Annotated in this window: 16 protein-coding genes; 5 read left to right on the top strand and 11 right to left on the bottom strand. The window is 67.0% G+C overall.

Features of this window, described 5'->3' with window-relative positions; genetic code table 11:
* Positions 1-52: 52 nt before the first annotated feature.
* Positions 53-490 (bottom strand): hypothetical protein, encoded by a 438-nt coding sequence (locus tag A5789_RS34625; RefSeq protein ID WP_146098618.1) that lies wholly within the window; start codon positions 488-490, stop codon positions 53-55.
* A 195-nt stretch (positions 491-685) separates the two neighbouring features.
* On the opposite strand from A5789_RS34625, the gene A5789_RS34620 reads away from it, so the two are divergent.
* Complete coding sequence (locus A5789_RS34620) at positions 686-1918, top strand: acyl-CoA dehydrogenase family protein (protein ID WP_063018024.1); 1233 nt, start codon at positions 686-688, stop codon at positions 1916-1918.
* 3 nt (positions 1919-1921) lie between these two features.
* Positions 1922-3046: an acyl-CoA dehydrogenase family protein gene (locus A5789_RS34615; protein ID WP_064903916.1), complete on the top strand. Its 1125-nt coding sequence runs from the start codon at positions 1922-1924 to the stop codon at positions 3044-3046.
* A 177-nt stretch (positions 3047-3223) separates the two neighbouring features.
* Here the strand turns inward: A5789_RS34615 and thpD are convergent, their stop codons facing one another.
* The 6 genes from thpD to A5789_RS34585 all read right to left on the bottom strand — a co-directional run bounded on the left by thpD (position 3224) and on the right by A5789_RS34585 (position 8156).
* Positions 3224-4105, bottom strand: coding sequence for an ectoine hydroxylase (thpD, locus tag A5789_RS34610; protein WP_063018028.1), 882 nt, complete (start codon positions 4103-4105; stop codon positions 3224-3226).
* Between the two features lie 27 nt (positions 4106-4132).
* Positions 4133-4525: an ectoine synthase gene (locus A5789_RS34605; protein WP_030513045.1), complete on the bottom strand. Its 393-nt coding sequence runs from the start codon at positions 4523-4525 to the stop codon at positions 4133-4135.
* A 2-nt stretch (positions 4526-4527) separates the two neighbouring features.
* Positions 4528-5790 (bottom strand): diaminobutyrate--2-oxoglutarate transaminase, encoded by a 1263-nt coding sequence (ectB, locus tag A5789_RS34600; RefSeq protein ID WP_030513044.1) that lies wholly within the window; start codon positions 5788-5790, stop codon positions 4528-4530.
* A 12-nt stretch (positions 5791-5802) separates the two neighbouring features.
* The gene (ectA, locus tag A5789_RS34595) at positions 5803-6252 is read right to left on the bottom strand and encodes a diaminobutyrate acetyltransferase (RefSeq protein ID WP_228794116.1); all 450 of its coding nucleotides are present in this window, start codon (positions 6250-6252) and stop codon (positions 5803-5805) included.
* Positions 6253-6421: 169 nt separating this feature from the next.
* On the bottom strand, positions 6422-7459 hold the full coding sequence (locus A5789_RS34590; RefSeq protein ID WP_063018034.1) for a HAMP domain-containing sensor histidine kinase: 1038 nt from the start codon (positions 7457-7459) through the stop codon (positions 6422-6424).
* Positions 7446-8156 (bottom strand): response regulator transcription factor, encoded by a 711-nt coding sequence (locus A5789_RS34585; RefSeq protein ID WP_030513041.1) that lies wholly within the window; start codon positions 8154-8156, stop codon positions 7446-7448. The genes A5789_RS34590 and A5789_RS34585 overlap by 14 nt, the downstream gene beginning before the upstream one ends.
* Positions 8157-8512: 356 nt before the next feature.
* On the opposite strand from A5789_RS34585, the gene A5789_RS34580 reads away from it, so the two are divergent.
* Entirely contained in the window at positions 8513-9745 is a 1233-nt protein-coding gene (locus A5789_RS34580) for an Ig-like domain-containing protein (RefSeq protein WP_030513040.1), read from the top strand.
* A gap of 51 nt (positions 9746-9796) precedes the next feature.
* Here A5789_RS34580 and A5789_RS34575 read toward each other — a convergent pair whose 3' ends face one another.
* From A5789_RS34575 to kdpF, 4 genes are read right to left on the bottom strand one after another with little or no spacing between them, the layout of a single operon-like run.
* Entirely contained in the window at positions 9797-10705 is a 909-nt protein-coding gene (locus A5789_RS34575; protein WP_064904013.1) for a potassium-transporting ATPase subunit C, read from the bottom strand.
* 16 nt (positions 10706-10721) lie between these two features.
* The gene (gene kdpB / locus A5789_RS34570; protein WP_064903912.1) at positions 10722-12875 is read right to left on the bottom strand and encodes a potassium-transporting ATPase subunit KdpB; all 2154 of its coding nucleotides are present in this window, start codon (positions 12873-12875) and stop codon (positions 10722-10724) included.
* Between the two features lies 1 nt (position 12876).
* The gene (gene kdpA / locus A5789_RS34565; RefSeq protein WP_064903910.1) at positions 12877-14547 is read right to left on the bottom strand and encodes a potassium-transporting ATPase subunit KdpA; all 1671 of its coding nucleotides are present in this window, start codon (positions 14545-14547) and stop codon (positions 12877-12879) included.
* A complete protein-coding gene (gene kdpF / locus A5789_RS37125) occupies positions 14548-14634 on the bottom strand; it encodes a K(+)-transporting ATPase subunit F (RefSeq protein ID WP_104363013.1) in 87 nt (28 codons plus the stop codon).
* Positions 14635-15008: 374 nt separating this feature from the next.
* Between kdpF and A5789_RS37120 the strand changes: the two genes are divergently transcribed.
* Positions 15009-15155 (top strand): hypothetical protein, encoded by a 147-nt coding sequence (locus A5789_RS37120; protein ID WP_156055458.1) that lies wholly within the window; start codon positions 15009-15011, stop codon positions 15153-15155.
* On the top strand, positions 15152-17674 hold the full coding sequence (locus A5789_RS34555) for a sensor histidine kinase KdpD (protein WP_064903908.1): 2523 nt from the start codon (positions 15152-15154) through the stop codon (positions 17672-17674). The genes A5789_RS37120 and A5789_RS34555 overlap by 4 nt, the downstream gene beginning before the upstream one ends.
* Positions 17675-17689 lie beyond the last annotated feature (15 nt).

Genomic DNA, 17689 nt, shown 5'->3' with positions numbered 1-17689 from the left:
ACGGATGCCGGGCGAACGTGTTCGCCCGGCATCCGTCGAATCGGGGCCGGAATCAGGCGGCGGTGACGGTCAGCGTGTAGTCGCTGGGCGAGCCGTCGGCGGAGGTGACGGTGATCTGGTAGTCGAGGCCGTCGGCGACGATCTCGGCGTGCGGAACCTCGGTGGCGGCCATCGGGCCGACCAGCGGGCCGACGGTCACCCGGGCGTTGCCGTTGTTCGAGGTGACGTCGAAGATCAGCTTCTGCCCCTGCGCGGACGCGATGGAGTAGTTGTCCAACTTGCCCTCGGCCACGGTGCCGCTGCCGCCGGTGCTGTTCTGGCCGGGGGCGATCACCAGTCGGGTGACGGCGCCGGGCAGCGCGGGCACGCCCGGCAGCGGCTGAGCGGAGGCGACGCCACCGGCGACCGCGAAGGTGGCCGCGGCGATCAGCGTGACGAGCACGGCCGGAACGGCGCGCACGAACAGACGAAGTACTCGAGATGCGTACATGGACCCACATCTTTCCTCACACCATGCGCAAGATCGCAAGTCCCGGCACGGGTTTCGCGTTCCGACACGCCGTCACCCACCAGCCCGCCACCGCCCCGGCACACTGCCCGCAATCGCAATAAGTTAACGACCATTTGCGTTCGACCCGAAGTAAATGAGAAGGTAGAGGCCCGTTTATCGCACAAGGAGTTCTTCGTGAATCTGGACTGGTCGCCCACCGATCTGGCGTTTCGCGACGAGGTGCGGCGCTTCCTGGACGAGAATTTGACCCCGGAACTACGTCGCGCCGGTCAGCTCGCCACCAGCGTGTACCCGGATCACGAGGCCAGCATGCAGTGGCAGCACATCCTGCACGCCCGTGGCTGGGCCGCACCGGCCTGGCCGGTCGCCCACGGCGGCTGTGACTGGAGCATGACGCAGCACTACATCTTCGATCGTGAATCCACCCTCGCGGGCGCGCCCGCGCTCTCGCCCATGGGCATCCGGATGGTCGCGCACGCGATCATCGCCTTCGGCACCCCCGAACAGAAGGACTACTTCCTGCCGCGCATCCTCACCGGCGAAGTGTTCTTCTGCCAGGGCTATTCCGAGCCCGAGGCCGGTTCCGATCTGGCCTCGCTGACCATGGCCGCGGTGTCCGACGGTGACGATCTGGTGTGCACCGGTTCCAAGATCTGGACCACGCACGCCACCGAGGCGAACTGGATCTTCGCCCTGGTCCGCACCTCGAAACTGGAACGCAAACAGCAGGGCATCACCTTCGTGCTGATCCCGATGGACACCCCCGGCATCGAGATCCGGCCGCTGGTCATGACCTCGGGCGAACAGGTCCAGAACCAGGTGTTCTTCGATCAGGTGCGGGTGTCGAAGACCAACGTCATCGGCCGCATCGACGAGGGCTGGACGGTCGCCAAACACCTGCTGAACTTCGAGCGCGGCGGTTCGGCCTACGGTCCCGCGCTGCAGGTGCTGGCCGAATCGCTGGCCGAGCACGCCGCCGGACAGCTCGGCTTCGCCGGCGGCAGTCTGCTCGACGAACCGGCCTTCGCGGCGAAACTGGCCGACGCGCGCATCCGCGCCGACGTGCTGGAGATCCTGGAATACCGCACGATGTCGGCGATTTCGCGGGGTAAGGATCCGGGCCCGGCCGCCTCCACGATCAAGATCCTGGGCACCGAACTGAGCCAGCGGCTCACCGAATTGGCCCTCGAGGCCGCCGGTCCGCGCGGGCGCGCCTATCAGCCGCACGCTGCCATGCCGGGCGGTCCGGTCGCCGACTTCGTCGCTCCCGCCGACGGATATCTCAGCGGCGAACCGTGGCAGGCCGTCGCGCCGCTGCGGTACTTCAACGACCGCGCGGGCTCGATCTACGCGGGCAGCAACGAGATTCAGCGCAACATCATCGCCAAGGCAACCCTGGGACTGTGAGAGATGGACTTCGAATTCACTGCCGAACAGCAACTGCTCCGTGACACGGTCACCGAATTTCTCGCCGCCCGTTACGATCTGGAGAAAAGCCGGGCCGCGGCACGGGTCGGCGCCGGTCACCAGCCCGAGATCTGGCGCGGCTTCGCCGAGGAGGTCGGCATCCTGGGCGCCGCCCTGCCCGAGAGCGTGGGCGGATTCGACGGCGGCCCCATCGAGACCATGATCATCGCCGAGGCGCTCGGCGGCGCCCTGGTCGTCGAACCCTATGTCGACACCGCCGTCCTGGGCGGCGGACTGCTGCGCCGCGCGGGTGGCGCCCGGGCCGAGGAACTGTTGCGCGGCATCGTCGACGGTTCCGTGATCACGGCCTTCGCCGCCCTGGAAGCCGACTCCGGCTACGACCCCGCGCGCGTCGCCACGACCGCTCGCCGCGACGGCGACGACTGGGTCCTCGACGGCGCCAAGGCGGTGGTGACCACTGCGCCGCTGGCGACCCACCTGCTGGTGACGGCACGCACCTCCGACGCGGCGGGGCTGTCGCTGTTCCTGGTGCCGGCCGATGCGGCCGGTCTGACGCAGCATCCGTATCGCACGATCGACGAACGCCGCGCGGCCGATCTGGTTCTCGACGCCGTCCGGGTTCCCGCCGATGCGCTGCTGGGCGACGAGGGAACGGCCGACGCGTCGGTCGAGCGCTCGATCGACGAGGCGATCGCCGCCATCTGCGCAGAGGCCGTGGGCGGCATGCGGCGGGTACTCGCCGACACCGTCGAATACAGCAAGCAGCGCCGCCAGTTCGGCGTGCCGATCGCCAGTTTCCAGGTGCTGCAACACCGCATGGTCGATATGCATCTGGAGCTGGAACAGGCCGTGGCCGCCACCTATCTGGTGACGCTGAAACTCGACGCCGAACCGAAGGTCCGCGCCCGGGCCGCGGCCGCGGCCAAGGCCACCGTCGCCCGCGCTGCCGGCTTCATCGGCCAGCACGCGGTGCAACTGCACGGCGCGATGGGCATGACCGAGGAACTCGCGATCGGGCATTTCTTCAAGCGGCTCACCGCGATTCGCACCGAATGGGGTTCCGCGGACCAGCACATCGCCCGCTACGCCGCGCTGACGCGGGACTGAGCGGCGCGCACGATCTTCGGGGCGCGGTCCCATACCGCCGCGCCCCGGACATGTTTTCGGCCGGAATCCGAATCGGATTCCGGCCGAAAACGCGCCGGGGATGCCGGGCTCGCCCCGCCACCGTCGGGAGCGAACCCGTGCCAATCATCGGTCCCGACGTGATCGGGTCACCCCCGCTCAGCGCACGGGGGTGAAATCGCGCGAGGCGATGTAGGTCGGCCGCGGATGCCCGGCCGAATACGGTTCTTCGAGGGTGTTCTCCACGCTGTTGAACACCAGGAAGACGTTCGACCGCGGGAACGGGGTGATGTTGTTCGAGGAGCCGTGCATGATGTTGGAATCGAACAGCAGCGCCGAACCTCGTGCGCCGGTGAACTGCGCGATGCCGTACTTGTCGGCCAGTTGGGCCAGATCCTCCTGCGCGGGCACCCCGATCTGCTGCTCGCGCAACGATTCCCGGTAGTGCTCGTCGGGAGTCTCACCCTGACACGGCATGAACTGCCGGTGCGAGCCCGGCAGCAGCATCAGGCTGCCGTTGAACGGGTAGTTGTCGGTCAGCGCGATCGACAGGCTCACCGCACGCGGTGAGGGCATCCCGTCCTCGGCGTGCCAGGTCTCGAAATCCGAATGCCAGTAGAAACCGGCACCCTCGAATCCGGGCATGTAGTTGACCCGGCTCTGATGGATGTAGACCTCGGAACCGAGAATCTGGCGAGCCATCCCGACGATCCGCTCGTCACGCACCAGCTCCGCTACCACGGCGCTGATCTTGTGCACCTCGAAGATCGAGCGGACGCTGTTCGACTTCTTCTCGATGATCACCCGCTCGTCGGCACGCAACACCGGATCGGCGGCCAGCCGATCGATGTCGGCGGCGATATCGGCCACCTCCATCGGGGTCAGCAATTCGTCGAGGATCGCGTACCCATCGGCATCGAAATTCTGCAGCTCCGGCGAGGTCACCGTGCCCCACACCGTGGGGTCGGTGCGCTCCACCGGCGGTACCGCTACGGCCGTTCTGGTCCGATAGCGGTCGATTCGACTCTCCGCCAACGTCATCGCGGCGTCGTCCTCCTCACTACATCACTACTCGCCTACGGCCACCAACGGGTAGACACCGTTCTCGTCGTGAACTTCCTTGCCCGTGACCGGCGGATTGAACACACACAGCATCCGCATCAGCGTGCGGGTCTCGACCCGATGCCGCTCGTGCCCGTTGAGCAGGTACATCGTTCCCGGCGCCAGGTCGTAGGTGACGTCGTTGGTCAGATCCGTGAGCGTGCCCTCGCCCTCCACCAGCCACACCGCTTCGACGTGGTTCTGGTAGTGGAACTCGTGCACGGTGTTCGGCTGAATCGTCGTCTCGTGGAAGGAGAAACCCACCCCGTCGCCGCCGAGGATGATCCGCTTGCTGCGCCAGTCCTCGGCCGCGACGTCGCGGTCGGTTCCGGTGATCTCGGCAGTGGTACGCACGATCATGGTCAGTTGCCTCCTCGGGCCATGTCGACCGCCCGGTCCAGGATGCCCAGGCCATGGTCGAGTTCGTCGTCGGTAATGGTCAGCGGCGGCAGCAGCTTGACCACCTGGTCTTCGGCGCCGGAGGTCTCCACCAGCAGGCCCTCCTCGAAGGCGATGCTGCTGACCTTGCCCGCCTCCGAGGCGTCGTCGAACACCAGTCCCTGCACCAGCCCGCGTCCGCGGGTCGAGACACCCTCGAAGTTCTCCGAGAGCGCCTCGAACGACTTTCGGATCTTCTCGCCCTTGGCGGCGGTGGAGGCCTCGAGACGGTCGTCGGTCCAGTAGTGCTCGAGCGCCACGCGGGCGGTCACGAACGCCGGGTTGTTGCCGCGGAAGGTGCCGTTGTGCTCACCGGGCGCCCACTGGTCCAGCTCGCGCTTCATCAGCACCAGCGCCAGCGGCAGGCCGTAGCCGCCGATCGACTTCGACAGCGTGACGATGTCCGGGGTGATGCCGGCGATCTCGAAGGAGAAGAACGGACCGGTCCGGCCGCAGCCCATCTGCACGTCGTCGACGATGAGCAGAATTCCGCGCGCGGCGCACAGCTCCGACAGGTGCCGAAGCCACTGCGCCCGAGCGACGTTCACGCCGCCCTCACCCTGCACGGTTTCCACGATCACCGCCGCGGGCTTGTCCACACCGGAGGAATTGTCATCGAGGACCCGCTCCATCCATGCCAGATCGTCGGTGCCGTCCAGATACCCGTCGTAGGGCATCGGATTCACGTGATTCAACGGTACTCCGGCGCCCGCGCGCTTGGTCGCGTTACCGGTCACCGAGAGCGCACCGAGGGTCATGCCGTGGAATGCGTTGGTGAAATTCAGAATCGACGTGCGGCCGGTCACCTTGCGGGCCAGTTTCAGCGCCGATTCCACCGCGTTCGCACCGGTGGGGCCGGGGAACTGGACCTTGTAATCGAGGCCGCGCGGATCCAGCAGAACCTTGTTGATCGTCTCGAGCAATTCACGCTTCGCGACGGTCGACATATCGAGTCCGTGCGTAATTCCGTCACGGGCGATGTAATCGATCAATGCTTCTTTGAGAACGGGATTGTTGTGCCCGTAGTTGAGCGCTCCGGCGCCCGCGAAGAAATCGAGGTAATCACGTCCGCTACCGTCGCGCAGCCAAGCGCCGGAGGCGGTGTCGAACAGCGTGGGCCAGGAACGGCAATATCCACGGACATTCGATTCGAGCGATTCGAAAACGGTCATCTCAGCGGTGGTCATCGATGATCCTTCCTATCGTTTTGCGTCACTCTGCAGTGGCGCGATCCGGTACAGGTCCTCCGATTCGTGCCCGTCCGGAAAATCTTCTGGCTCGAACAACGTCTCCCGCGTCATTTCCGCGTCACGGCGCCGGGCCAGTGACGCGAACATCGCCAGCGAGGCCTCGTTGTCCGGCGAAACGGTTGTCTCCAACTTCGAAACACCTTGGTCGGCAACGTCTTCGACGAGCCGATCCAGCATTGCTACGCCCACTCCGCGGCCGCGGAAGGCGTGATCGACGGCTACCTGCCAGATGAACAGTGTGTCCGGCGATTCCGGGCGCAGATATCCGGTGACGAATCCTGCTATCTCCGAGTCGATTTCGGCTACGACGGTGGTCGAGGCGAAGTCACGACTCCAGAGCAGATACGCGTAACTCGAATTGGCGTCGAGCACTTGGGAATCCACTGCGATTCGCCACATCCGCGCTCCGTCGTCCACCCGCGGCCGACGAATCAGCGTCTGGGTCGAAACGTTCCGACGGCCGTTCCGCTCGTCGGTTGCCGGAGAACTGAATGACATACTCCGCGTTCGGGTCTGCATCACCTCTTCAGAATTGCCCGCGAACGTTGAGGTCTATCGTGCGACTACTTTACGGTTGTGTTACAGAAGTATGATCGGTGAATTTCGTCACGGTGGGCAACCACACCATGAATCGCGCCCCGCCGCCGGGACGGTCGTCACATTTCACGCGGCCGCCGTGGGCGGCCACCGTTTCGGCCACCAAAGCCAATCCGATGCCGGTGCCCGACCGTTTCCCGCGGCGGACGGTCACGAATCTTTCGAAGATGCGTTGCCGATCCTGCGGGGCGACTCCCGGACCGGCGTCGTCGACCGTGATCACCATTTCGTCGCCGGCGCGCGCGACGCCCACCGCGATCACTCCGCCACCGTGCCGCTGCGCATTTTCGAGCAAATTCACCAGGGCACGCTCGAGTTCGAGCTTTCGCCCGGTCACGATTCCGTCGTCGGCGACGGTCAGCAGTTCCGGTGAATAATGCATTTCCGCGAGGGTGTGGGTGAGCAGTTCGCGCACCGACAGCGGTTCGGCGTCGGCGCCGTGCATGCGCGCCTCGGCCCGGGCCAGCGCCAGCAGATCGTCGAGCAATCTGCGCAGATGGTCGAGTTCGGCGCGGACCAGCTCCAGCGCCCGCCGCGACCGTTCCGGCAGTTGATCCTCGTAGCGCGACATCACTCCGACGCTGGTGGTGAGCGTGGTCAGCGGGGTGCGGAGCTCGTGGCTCACGTCACCGACCAGCCGGCGCTCGCGATCGATGCGGTTCTGCAGCGAGTCGACCATGGTGTTGAACGCGTCCACGGTCGGGGCGAGATCGGGATCGTCGGTATCGGGCAACCGGGTGCCGAGCTCACCGGAGGCGATCTTGGCCGCGGTGCCGGTGACCTGGCGTAACGGTTCCAGCAAACGGTGCGACAGCCAGATTCCGAAGATCGCGCCGATCACGGTGCCGCCGAGCGCGCAGGCCAGTGCGGTGCCCCATCCGCCGCCGTCGATCCTCGCGATCAACACCGCCAGCAAGGCCGAGACCAGGCCCGTGACGGTGAAAGCGACGATCACGCGACCGCGCAGAATCTGGCGGCGGGGCAGGCGCGGAAATCTAGCGCTGCACATCGAGGCGGTAGCCGAGCCCGCGCACGGTTACCACGATCGCCGGCTCCGACGGGTCGCGCTCGATCTTGGTCCGCAGCCGCCGGACGTGCACGTCCACGATCCGCTCGTCACCGAAGAACCCACGGTCCCAGACCCTTTCGAGCAGGACGCTGCGCGACAGCACCCGCCCGGGAGTCTCGGCCAGTTCGCACAGCAGCCGGAATTCGGTGAGGGTGAGGTGCAACTCCTCGTCGCCGCGGTGCACGGTGCCGCCGTCGGCCGAAAGCACCAGCGGCGCTTCGGGATAGGCGTCGAGCACGACCTCCTGCGGGGCCGGCGGCTCCACGGTTTGCTGGGCGCGGCGGCGCAGCGCCCGCATCCGCGCGGTGATCTCCTTGATCTCGAACGGCTTGGTGACGAAGTCGTCGGCGCCGGCCTCCAAGGCGGCCACCACGTCGTGAGTGTCGTCACGCGCGCTGACCACGATGATCGGCACGTCGTGATCGCGACGAATCTCACGAATACAGGTGAATCCGTCCATCTCCCCCAGCATCAGATCCACGATCATCACATCCGGTGCGCCGTTGTCACGCAGATGTTCGAGCGCATCCTCGGCCTCCTCGGCCTCGGCGACGTCGTAGCCCTCGTCCTCCATGGCCAGCCGCAGCGCACTGCGGACCCGGTCGTCGTCCTCTACGATCATCAAATTTGCACTCATCGTCACACCTCGTCCAGCTGCGCGTCATCGGAGCGTGGTTCCCCGACCCGTCCGTTCCTCAGCAGTGCGAGCGGCCGCGCAGCCTGTGGTCTCGCACCGTTCTCTCATAACCACACATCCCTAACAGACATCGGTGGCGGACCACACGACGCCGGGCACGCCGGTCGATCGGTCACTGAGCGCCCACTGGGCACACAACAGTAACTGGAGTACCCGGCGCGACGATGCGTAAACACGGGGCAACACCACCGAGGTGCAAGCACCTGAAAAAGCCCCGTAAACTACGTACCGAGACAGTAAGGCGATTGGTGCGCTGCGGGGGCTTGCCCAGGCGCACGGCTAACGCAGGAGACACCATGTCCACTCGCCGCTGCCGATTCAGTGTTGCGCTCGGGGTTATCGCCCTGGTGACAACGCTGATGGCCGCGTGCTCGTCATCCCCGGATCCCGCGTCGAATCCGACGCGGGGCACCCCGGGGCCCGCCGCGCCGGCCATTGCGATGGTCCCGGCCACGGGGAGTGCCGACGTCGATCCGCTCGGCACCATCGAGGTGAGCGCAACCGACGGCATCCTCACGGATGTGACGTTGACCAACGAAGAAGGCAAACAGGTCGACGGCACGCTCAATCCGGAGCGGACCGCGTGGAAACCGAAGGTTCCGCTCGGTTACGGGCACAACTACACCATGACCGCCAAGGGCATCACCGTCACCGGACCCAGCGGTCCGATGACGTCGTCGTTCACCACGCTCACTCCCAGCAACCAGGTCAAGGCGTATCTGACCACCACCGGCGGACAGCCGCTGGCCGAGGGCGGAACCTACGGTGTGGGCACGGTCATCGTCGCCCACTTCGACGAGGCGGTCGGTGACCGCGCGGCGGCCGAGAAGCGGCTCTCGGTCACGACCGAACCGCAGGTCCAGGGTTCGTGGTACTGGCTCGACGACAAGAACGCGCACTGGCGCCCGCAGCAGTACTGGCAGCCCGGCACCAAGGTCACCGTCGCGGCGAACATCTTCGGCGCGCAGCTGGGTCCCGGCCTGTTCGGCCAGGAGGACTCCAAGACCAGCTTCACCATCGGCGACTCGCACGTCTCCATCGCCGACGACAACACCCACGAAGTGCAGGTGTTCGAGAACGGCAAACTGATCCGCACCATGCCCACCTCGATGGGACGCGGCGGCAGCGAGCAGGTCGGCGGCAAGACGATCTACTTCAACACCCCCGCGGGCATCTACACCGTGATGGGCAAGGGCAATCCGGTGATCATGGATTCCTCCAGCTACGGCCTGCCGGTGAACTCGCGCCTGGGTTACAAGGAGGCGATCGGCTGGGCCACCCAGATCAGTGGCGACGGGATCTACCTGCACCAGCTCGACTCCACGGTGTGGGCGCAGGGCAATACCGACACCTCGCACGGCTGTCTGAACCTGAACCTGGACAACGCTCGCTGGTTCTACAACTTCGCGGTTCCGGGTGATGTGGTCGAGGTTCGCAACACCAGCGGCCCGCCGCTGCCGTCGTGGAACAACGGCGACTGGATCGTGCCGTGGGATCAGTGGGTGGCCGGCAGCGCGCTGCACTCCTGATCGCCACCGGCACCGATCGCCACGGCACGTCGTGTTCGCGGGCACCGAGCCTCAGCGCCGCACCGGGTAGCGCTGGTCCAGCTCGAGATTCAGGCCGAGGACGTCGACCCTGGGCTCTCCCAGGAAGCCCAGGTCCCGACCGTCGGTATGTGCCGCCACCACAGCGGCGACCTGTTCGGCCGTGACACCCCGGGCGGCCGCCACCCGCGCGCTCTGGATCTGCGCGTAGCGCGGTGAGATGTGCGGATCCAGTCCGGACCCCGACGCGGTGACCGCGTCGGAGGGCACCGGGGTATCGGCCGGCGCGTCACCGCGGACGGGGACGATCAGCCCGGCCGAATAGTCCGTTCCGGGCTGGGCACAGTCCACCCGGACCCCGCGGTAGGCGTCCTGGAACGGCGTCGCCGGGCACGCCTCGTTCACGCTGACGACCTTCGTGGGGGCGGTGACCTGCCCGTGGCTGTCGCGGGGGCCGAAGACCGCCAGCACCGCACCGACCCCGCCGGGTGTGCAGAACGGTCGCGCCCCGGAGACGCCCTCGCGCTCGCCGACCTGTTTGCTGCGCGTGCAGACCGTGGTCAGCAAACCGGTCTTCGTCTGCGACGGGTCGGCGGCCAGAGTGTCGACGACGTCCTCGGGACCTTTGTTGCCGAAGCCGGTGTTGGTGGGGTCGTAGCCGTCGGGGCGGCTGCCGTCGGCCGGGGCGGAATTCGAGGGGCGGGTCTGGAAGTACTGCGACAGCGCCGCGCCGTTGCCGTCGGTGAACGCCTGACCGATGAGGCTGCTGCCCACCAGCTTCCCGTCGCGGTGGACGAGCGAACCTTCGGCCCTGTTGTGCAGGCCCGGCAACTGCGCGACCGCGAATACGGCCAGCGGATAGGCGATTCCGGTGATCACCGTCAGCACGAGCAGTGCCCGCACAGCGGCCAGATGCTGACGGAACCAGGTGGTGTATCGCATCGAGAACGAAGGCATATCAGGACATCCCAGGCAGGAATCGGACGACAACGTCGATGAGTTTGATGCCGATGAACGGGGCGACGATGCCGCCCGCCCCGTAGATGGCGAGATTGCGGCTGAGCAGTTTCGACGCACTCGAGGGGCGATAGTCGACGCCGCGCAGAGCCAGCGGGATCAGCGCCACGATGACGATCGCGTTGAAGATCACCGCGGACAGGATCGCCGACTGCGGACTGTGCAACCGCATCACGTTGAGCACGTCCAGACCGGGGAACAACGCCACGAACAGCGCGGGAATGATCGCGAAGTACTTCGCGATGTCGTTGGCGATGGAGAAGGTCGTCAGCGCGCCCCGGGTGATCAGCAACTGTTTGCCGATCTCGACGATCTCGATCAACTTGGTCGGATCCGAATCCAGATCGACCATGTTGCCGGCTTCCTTGGCCGCCGACGTTCCGGTGTTCATCGCGACGCCGACATCGGCCTGCGCCAGCGCCGGAGCGTCGTTGGTGCCGTCGCCGGTCATGGCGACCAGGCGCCCGCCGGCCTGTTCGTTCTTGATCAGCGCCAGCTTGTCCTCGGGAGTGGCCTCGGCCAGGAAGTCGTCGACTCCGGCCTCGTCTGCGATCGCCTTGGCGGTCAGCGGGTTGTCGCCGGTGATCATCACGGTGCGAATCCCCATGCGGCGCATCTCGTCGAAGCGCTCCCGCATGCCCTGTTTCACCACATCCTTCAGATGGACCACACCCAGCAGCCGGGCTTTCCCGTCGAGCAGTTCGCCGACCACCAGCGGTGTGCCGCCGGAGGCGGAGATGCCGTCCACGGTCCGCCCGACGTCCTCCGGCACCGAACCACCATGGACCCGAACCCATTCCGTGACCGCACTCGCGGCGCCCTTGCGCAACTGATGTCCATCCCGCAGATCCACGCCCGACATCCGGGTCTGGGCGGTGAACTCCACCCAGTTCGCGCCCGCGAGCTCACCAGGGGTGCGTTCGCGTTTGCCGTATGCGGATTTCGCGAACACCACGATCGAGCGGCCCTCGGGTGTTTCGTCGGCAAGGCTGGAAAGCTGTGCGGCGTCGGCCATCTCGTCCTCGGTGACGCCCGGCATGGCGACGAAGCCCGACGCCTGCCGGTTGCCGAGGGTGATGGTGCCGGTCTTGTCGAGCAGCAGCGTGTTCACATCGCCGGCGGCCTCGACCGCGCGACCCGACATCGCCAGCACATTGCGCTGAACGAGGCGGTCCATGCCCGCGATGCCGATCGCCGACAGCAATGCGCCGATCGTGGTGGGAATCAGGCAGACCAGCAGCGACACCATGACGATGCCGGTGATGCCGTGCGCGTTCAGCGCCGCGCTGTCGCCGACCCCCGGATTGTTCACCTTGGAGAAGATCGCCGGCGGCTGCAACGTCACGACCGCGAACACGAAGATGATCGTCAGCGCGGCCAGCAGGATGTTCAGCGCGATCTCGTTGGGTGTCTTCTGCCGGCTGGCGCCCTCGACCAGCGCGATCATCTTGTCGATGAAACTGCCGCCCGGCTCCTGGGTGATCTCGACGACGATGCGGTCCGAGAGCACGGTGGTGCCGCCGGTGACCGCGGACCGGTCGCCGCCGGATTCGCGGATCACCGGCGCGGATTCCCCGGTGATCGCCGATTCGTCGACCGAGGCGATGCCCTCGACGACGTCGCCGTCACCCGGCACCACCTGCCCGGCCTCGACCACGACACAGTCGCCGCGCCGCAGTTCGGGTGCGGGAACCCGCTCCTCGACCGGCGCCTCGGCGCCCGGATGCCAGTTCACCAGCCGCCGGGCGACGGTGTCGGTCTTGGCTTTTCGCAGCGTATCGGCCTGGGCCTTACCGCGGCCCTCGGCGACGGCCTCGGCCAGGTTGGCGAAGATCACCGTCAGCCACAGCCAGATCACGATCGCCCACGCGAAGACCGTGGGATGGGCGACGGCGAGGATCGTGGACCACAGGGCGCCGATCTCCACGATCAGCATCACCGGATTGCGCCACAGCGTGCGCGGATCCAGTTTGCGCAGGGCCTCGGGCAGCGACCGCGCCAGCAGCGCCGGATCGAACATGCCCCGGGACTTCCGGCGCGAGGAAGGCTCGGCACCGCGCGGGGTGGCCACGGAATCGGTTGTCGGAGCGGTCATGTCAGTGGATTCCTTCGGCGAGCGGCCCGAGCGCCAGCATGGGCAGGAAGGTCAGGGCGACCAGGATCAGCGTCACGCCGGCCACCATGCCGACGAACTGCGGCCGGTGCGTCGGCAACGTGCCGATCGATTCGGGCGTATGGCCCTGGGCGGCCAGCGATCCGGCCAGCGCGAGCACCACGATGATGGGAACGAACCGGCCGAACACCATCGCCAGGCCGAGGGCGGTATTCCACCAGACGGTGTTGCCGCTGAGCCCGGCGAAGGCCGAGCCGTTGTTGTTGGCGGCCGAGGTGAAGGCGTAGAGCACCTCCGACAGGCCGTGTGGACCGGAGTTCGCCATGGCCGCGCGCTCGCCCGGCAACGCCATCGCGATCGCGGTACCCACCAGCGCGATCAGCGGAGTGATCAGGAAATACGATGCGGCGAACTTGATTTCGCGCGGGGTGATCTTCTTGCCGAGATATTCCGGTGTGCGCCCGACCATCAGCCCGGCGACGAATACGGTGATCACCGCCAGGATCAGCATCCCGTACAGACCCGATCCGACACCGCCGGGCGCGACCTCGCCCAGCTGCATGTTCACCATGGTCATCATGCCGCCGAGGCTGGTGTAGGAATCGTGGGCGGAGTCGACGGCACCGGTGGAGGTCAGCGTCGTGGACGCGGCGAAGGTCGCGGAATCGGCTACGCCGAACCGTGTTTCGACGCCCTCAAGCGCCGAGCCGACCGCCGTCGGCACGGTGCCGTGATGGCGCAACTGCAGGAAGTTGGTCAGCGTCACGCTGATCAGCGCGAGCACGCCCATCACCGACGCGATCGCAAAACCCTGCTTGGTGCTGCCCACCATGCGGCCGAAGGTCCGCGGCAGCGAGAAGGCGATCAGCAGGATCAGGAAGATCTCGACCCAGTTGGTCCAGGCCGTCGGGTTTTCGAACGGGTGCGCGGAGTTGACGTTGAAGAAGCCGCCACCGTTGGTGCCCAGCTCCTTGATGCTTTCCTGCGAGGCGACCGGCCCGCCCGGAATCGTCTGCGTCGCACCGGTGATCGTCTGCGCGACCTGATCGTGCAGGTGGAAGTTCTGGATCGCGCCACCGGCGACGAGCACGATCGCGAATACGAACGCGATGGGCAGCAGGATCCGGAGGGTGCCGCGCACGAGGTCGACCCAGAAGTTGCCGAGGTCGCCGGTGTGGCGGCGAGCGAACCCGCGCACCAGCGCGACCGCGACTGCCATCCCGACCGCGGCCGAGACGAAGTTCTGCACGGCCAGGCCCGCCATCTGGACCAGATGTCCCTGCGTCGACTCACCGGCGTAGTTCTGCCAGTTGGTGTTGGTGACGAAGCTGATCGCGGTATTCCATGCCAGCGCCGCGGTCATCTCGGTCCCGGGCTCGTGCAGATGCAACGGCAGGTGGCCCTGAATCAGCTGCAGGAAGAACAGCGCCAGGACGCTCACCGCGGAGAAGGCCAGCACGCTGCGGGCGTAGACGCCCCAGGTCTGCTCCACTCCGGGCTGGACCCCGATGGCGCGATAGAGGAGGCGTTCGGCACGCGAGTGTTTCGTGCCCGAATACACCCGGTACATGTAGTCGCCGAGCGGGAGGTGGACCGCCGCGAGCGCGATGATCAGGGTCGCCACGAAGACGACCCCGGCAGTGGTTGTGCTCACCTAGAACCTCTCCGGGAACAGCAGCGCCGCGATCATGTAGACGGCGACGCCGAGCGCCAGGATCAGACCGACGATGTTCTCGATCACAGCCGTTCCACCCCCCGTTGGAGCAGGCCGAGCAGGGCGAAGATCGCCACGGTCACGACGGTGAACACCGCGACAGACATAAGTGCAAACCTCTCTGTTGACGGCATCCGGAGCGGATGCGCCGCCAGAGAGTCAAGCGCCTCGAACGGTCCGTTCTCGACGGCCTTGACGGCTTCTTAGCGGCGCGGACGACGGCTTTGACGAGGTGCTTACGTCCCTCCGACGTCCGCGAACGCGCCGTCAAAGTCGGCACCGGCCTCGTCAAGAAAGCGTCAAGATCGGCGAACGATCGCCCGCGCAGGTGCACAGTGTGTTGTCCGGTTCGCCCAGTCGACCGGCACATCGGCAATCATCGGGGTCGTGAGGAGAAGACAGTGCCGGATTTCGCGGTCGCGGCGATGGTGATCATCGTCTTCGTCAGCTGCGCGCTGGGTCTGCGCGTTGCCGGCGGGCGAACCACCCGGGTCGTCCGGGTTTCGCGCCGTCCACGTCGTCCGAATCGCGCGATGATGGACCTGTGAAGCGCGGACAACTACGCATCTACCTCGGGGCCGCGCCCGGCGTGGGAAAGACCTACGCGATGCTCGGCGAGGCGCATCGGCGGATAAGCCGTGGCCGCGACGTGGTCGCCGCGGTGGTGGAGACCCACGGCCGCAGCAAGACCGCGGAACTGCTCGAGGGCATCGAACGGATACCGCCGGCGATGCGCACCTACCGCGGCACGACCCTGCCCGAGCTGGATCTCGACGCGGTGCTGCGGCGGGCGCCGGCCGTGGCCCTGGTGGACGAACTCGCGCATACGAACGTGCCGGGATCGAAGAACGAGAAGCGCTGGCAGGACGTCCACGAACTGCTCGACGCCGGTATCGATGTCATCTCCACGGTCAACGTCCAGCATCTGGACAGCCTCAACGACGTCGTCGAGCAGATCACCGGCGTGGTGCAACGCGAAACCGTCCCGGATTGGGTGGTACGCGGCGCCGACCAGGTCGAACTGGTCGACATCACCCCGGAGGCATTGCGGCGCAGGCTTTCCCACGGCAACGTCTATACCGCCGACAAGGTCGACGCGGCGCTGCGCAACTACTTCCGGCCCGGCAACCTCACCGCGCTGCGCGAACTGGCCCTGTTGTGGCTGGCCGATCAGGTCGACGCGGCGCTGGCCAAGTACCGTGCCGACCACAAGATCACCGCGACCTGGGAGGCGCGCGAACGCGTGGTCGTCGCGGTGACCGGCGGGCCGGAATCGGAGACGATCGTGCGCCGCGCGAGCCGCATCGCCACCAAATCCAGTGCCGAGCTGATTGTCGTGCACGTCGTGCGCGGCGACGGGCTGGCCGGGGTATCGGCGCAACGGCTGCACCGGTTGCGTGAGCTCGCCGCCGGGCTCGGTTCCAGCCTGCACACGGTGACCGGCGAGAACGTGCCGAACGCCCTGCTGGATTTCGCCCGGCAGGTCAACGCCACCCAGCTGGTGGTGGGCACCTCACGGCGCTCGCGGTGGGCGCGGATTCTCGACCAGGGCATCGGCGCGACCGTGGTGCAGCGCTCGGGAACCATCGACGTCCACATGGTCACCCACGAGGAAGCGCAACGAGGGCTGCGCTGGTCGGCCCTGCTGCGGCGGCAGCGACCGACCGTGTCGTGGCTGGCCGCGCTGGTCGTGCCCACCCTGATCACCCTGGTCTGCTATCTGTGGCTGGATTCGCGACTGGATCTGGCCGGTGAGAGCGCGATGTACTTCATCGGCGTGATCGCGGTCGCGTTGCTGGGCGGTGTCGCGCCGGCCGCGCTGTCGGCGGTGCTGGGCGGGTTGCTGCTGAATTGGTTCTTCACCACCCCACGCCACAGCCTCACCATCGCCGAACCCAACAATTTCCTCACCATCGTCGTGATGGCGGGGGTTGCCGTGGCGGTCGCGGCGCTGGTCGACATCTCGGCCAATCGCACCCGCGAGGCACGCACGGCCTCGCGCGAAGCCGAGTTGCTGACCCTGTTCGCCGGCGCGATCCTGCACGGCGCCGACCTGCCCGATCTGCTCGAGCGCGCCCGCGAGATCTACCGTCAGCGGGCGGTGAGTTTCGTCAGCGACGCCGAGGTGATCGCCTGCGTCGGTGACAATCCGGCGCGCACCCCCGGCGCCGCCGATACCGCGATCGGAGCCGGCGACGAGGAACACTGGCTGCTGCTCAGCGGGCGCGCGCTGACACCCGGGGACCGCCGGGTGCTCGCCGCGGTGGCCGGGCAGGCGGCCGGGCTCGTGCGCCAGCGTGAACTCGCCGACCAGGCCCAGGCGGCCGCCGGTGTGATGGCGGCCGACCGGCTGCGCCGCGCACTGCTGTCGGCGGTCAGCCACGACCTGCGCACGCCGCTGGCCGCGGCCAAGGCGGCGGTATCGAGTCTGCGCAGCGAGGACGTGCAGTTCTCCCCCGCAGATACCGCCGAATTACTGGAAACCATCGAGGAATCCACCGATCAGCTCACCGCGCTCGTCGGCAATCTGCTCGACTCCTCGCGGCTCGCGGCCGGCGCCGTGGAACCCAACCTCAAACAGGTCTACCTGGAGGAGGTGGTCAACCGCGCGGTCGTCGGCGTCGGGATGGGGACCCGCGGTGTGCGGCAGGCGGCGATGGACCGGGTGAAGGTCGAAGTCGGCGAGGTGTCGGTCTATGCCGACAGCGGCCTGCTGGAACGGGTGCTGGCCAATTTGATCGACAACGCGCTGCGCTACTCGGCGCCGGCCGGAACGACGGTCCCCGACACACCGGTGCGGGTTGGCGCCGAACGCGACGGCGGCCGGGTATCCATCACAGTGGTCGACTACGGTCCGGGCGTTCCGACCGGACTCGAGGACCAGATGTTCGAGCCGTTCCAGCGATTGGGCGACCGCGACAATTCGACCGGTGTGGGCCTGGGCCTGTCGGTGGTCCGCGGATTCGTCGAGGCGATGGGCGGGACCGTACACGCCGAACCGACGCCGGGAGGTGGGCTGACCATGGTGATCGAGTTGCCGGCAGGAGAGACACAGGAGGCGTCGTGAGCAACACTGCGCAGC

Source organism: Nocardia sp. 852002-51101_SCH5132738 (assembly GCF_001665695.1).
Taxonomy (GTDB): domain Bacteria; phylum Actinomycetota; class Actinomycetes; order Mycobacteriales; family Mycobacteriaceae; genus Nocardia; species Nocardia nova.
The sequence above is the reverse complement of the archived record's forward strand: the minus strand, read 5'-3'. Positions and strand labels throughout refer to the sequence as shown.

What these genes read in the sequence shown, in the direction of transcription:
- A5789_RS34585 (WP_030513041.1), bottom strand. Translation starts at nt 8,156, where the DNA reads ATGAGTGCAAATTTGATGATCGTAGAGGACGACGACCGGGTCCGCAGT.
- A5789_RS34615 (WP_064903916.1), top strand. Translation starts at nt 1,922, where the DNA reads ATGGACTTCGAATTCACTGCCGAACAGCAACTGCTCCGTGACACGGTC.
- A5789_RS34605 (WP_030513045.1), bottom strand. Translation starts at nt 4,525, where the DNA reads ATGATCGTGCGTACCACTGCCGAGATCACCGGAACCGACCGCGACGTC.
- A5789_RS34625 (WP_146098618.1), bottom strand. Translation starts at nt 490, where the DNA reads ATGTACGCATCTCGAGTACTTCGTCTGTTCGTGCGCGCCGTTCCGGCC.
- ectA (WP_228794116.1), bottom strand. Translation starts at nt 6,252, where the DNA reads ATGTGGCGAATCGCAGTGGATTCCCAAGTGCTCGACGCCAATTCGAGT.
- kdpB (WP_064903912.1), bottom strand. Translation starts at nt 12,875, where the DNA reads ATGACCGCTCCGACAACCGATTCCGTGGCCACCCCGCGCGGTGCCGAG.
- A5789_RS34575 (WP_064904013.1), bottom strand. Translation starts at nt 10,705, where the DNA reads ATGCGATACACCACCTGGTTCCGTCAGCATCTGGCCGCTGTGCGGGCA.
- thpD (WP_063018028.1), bottom strand. Translation starts at nt 4,105, where the DNA reads ATGACGTTGGCGGAGAGTCGAATCGACCGCTATCGGACCAGAACGGCC.
- A5789_RS34590 (WP_063018034.1), bottom strand. Translation starts at nt 7,459, where the DNA reads ATGTGCAGCGCTAGATTTCCGCGCCTGCCCCGCCGCCAGATTCTGCGC.
- A5789_RS34580 (WP_030513040.1), top strand. Translation starts at nt 8,513, where the DNA reads ATGTCCACTCGCCGCTGCCGATTCAGTGTTGCGCTCGGGGTTATCGCC.
- ectB (WP_030513044.1), bottom strand. Translation starts at nt 5,790, where the DNA reads ATGACCACCGCTGAGATGACCGTTTTCGAATCGCTCGAATCGAATGTC.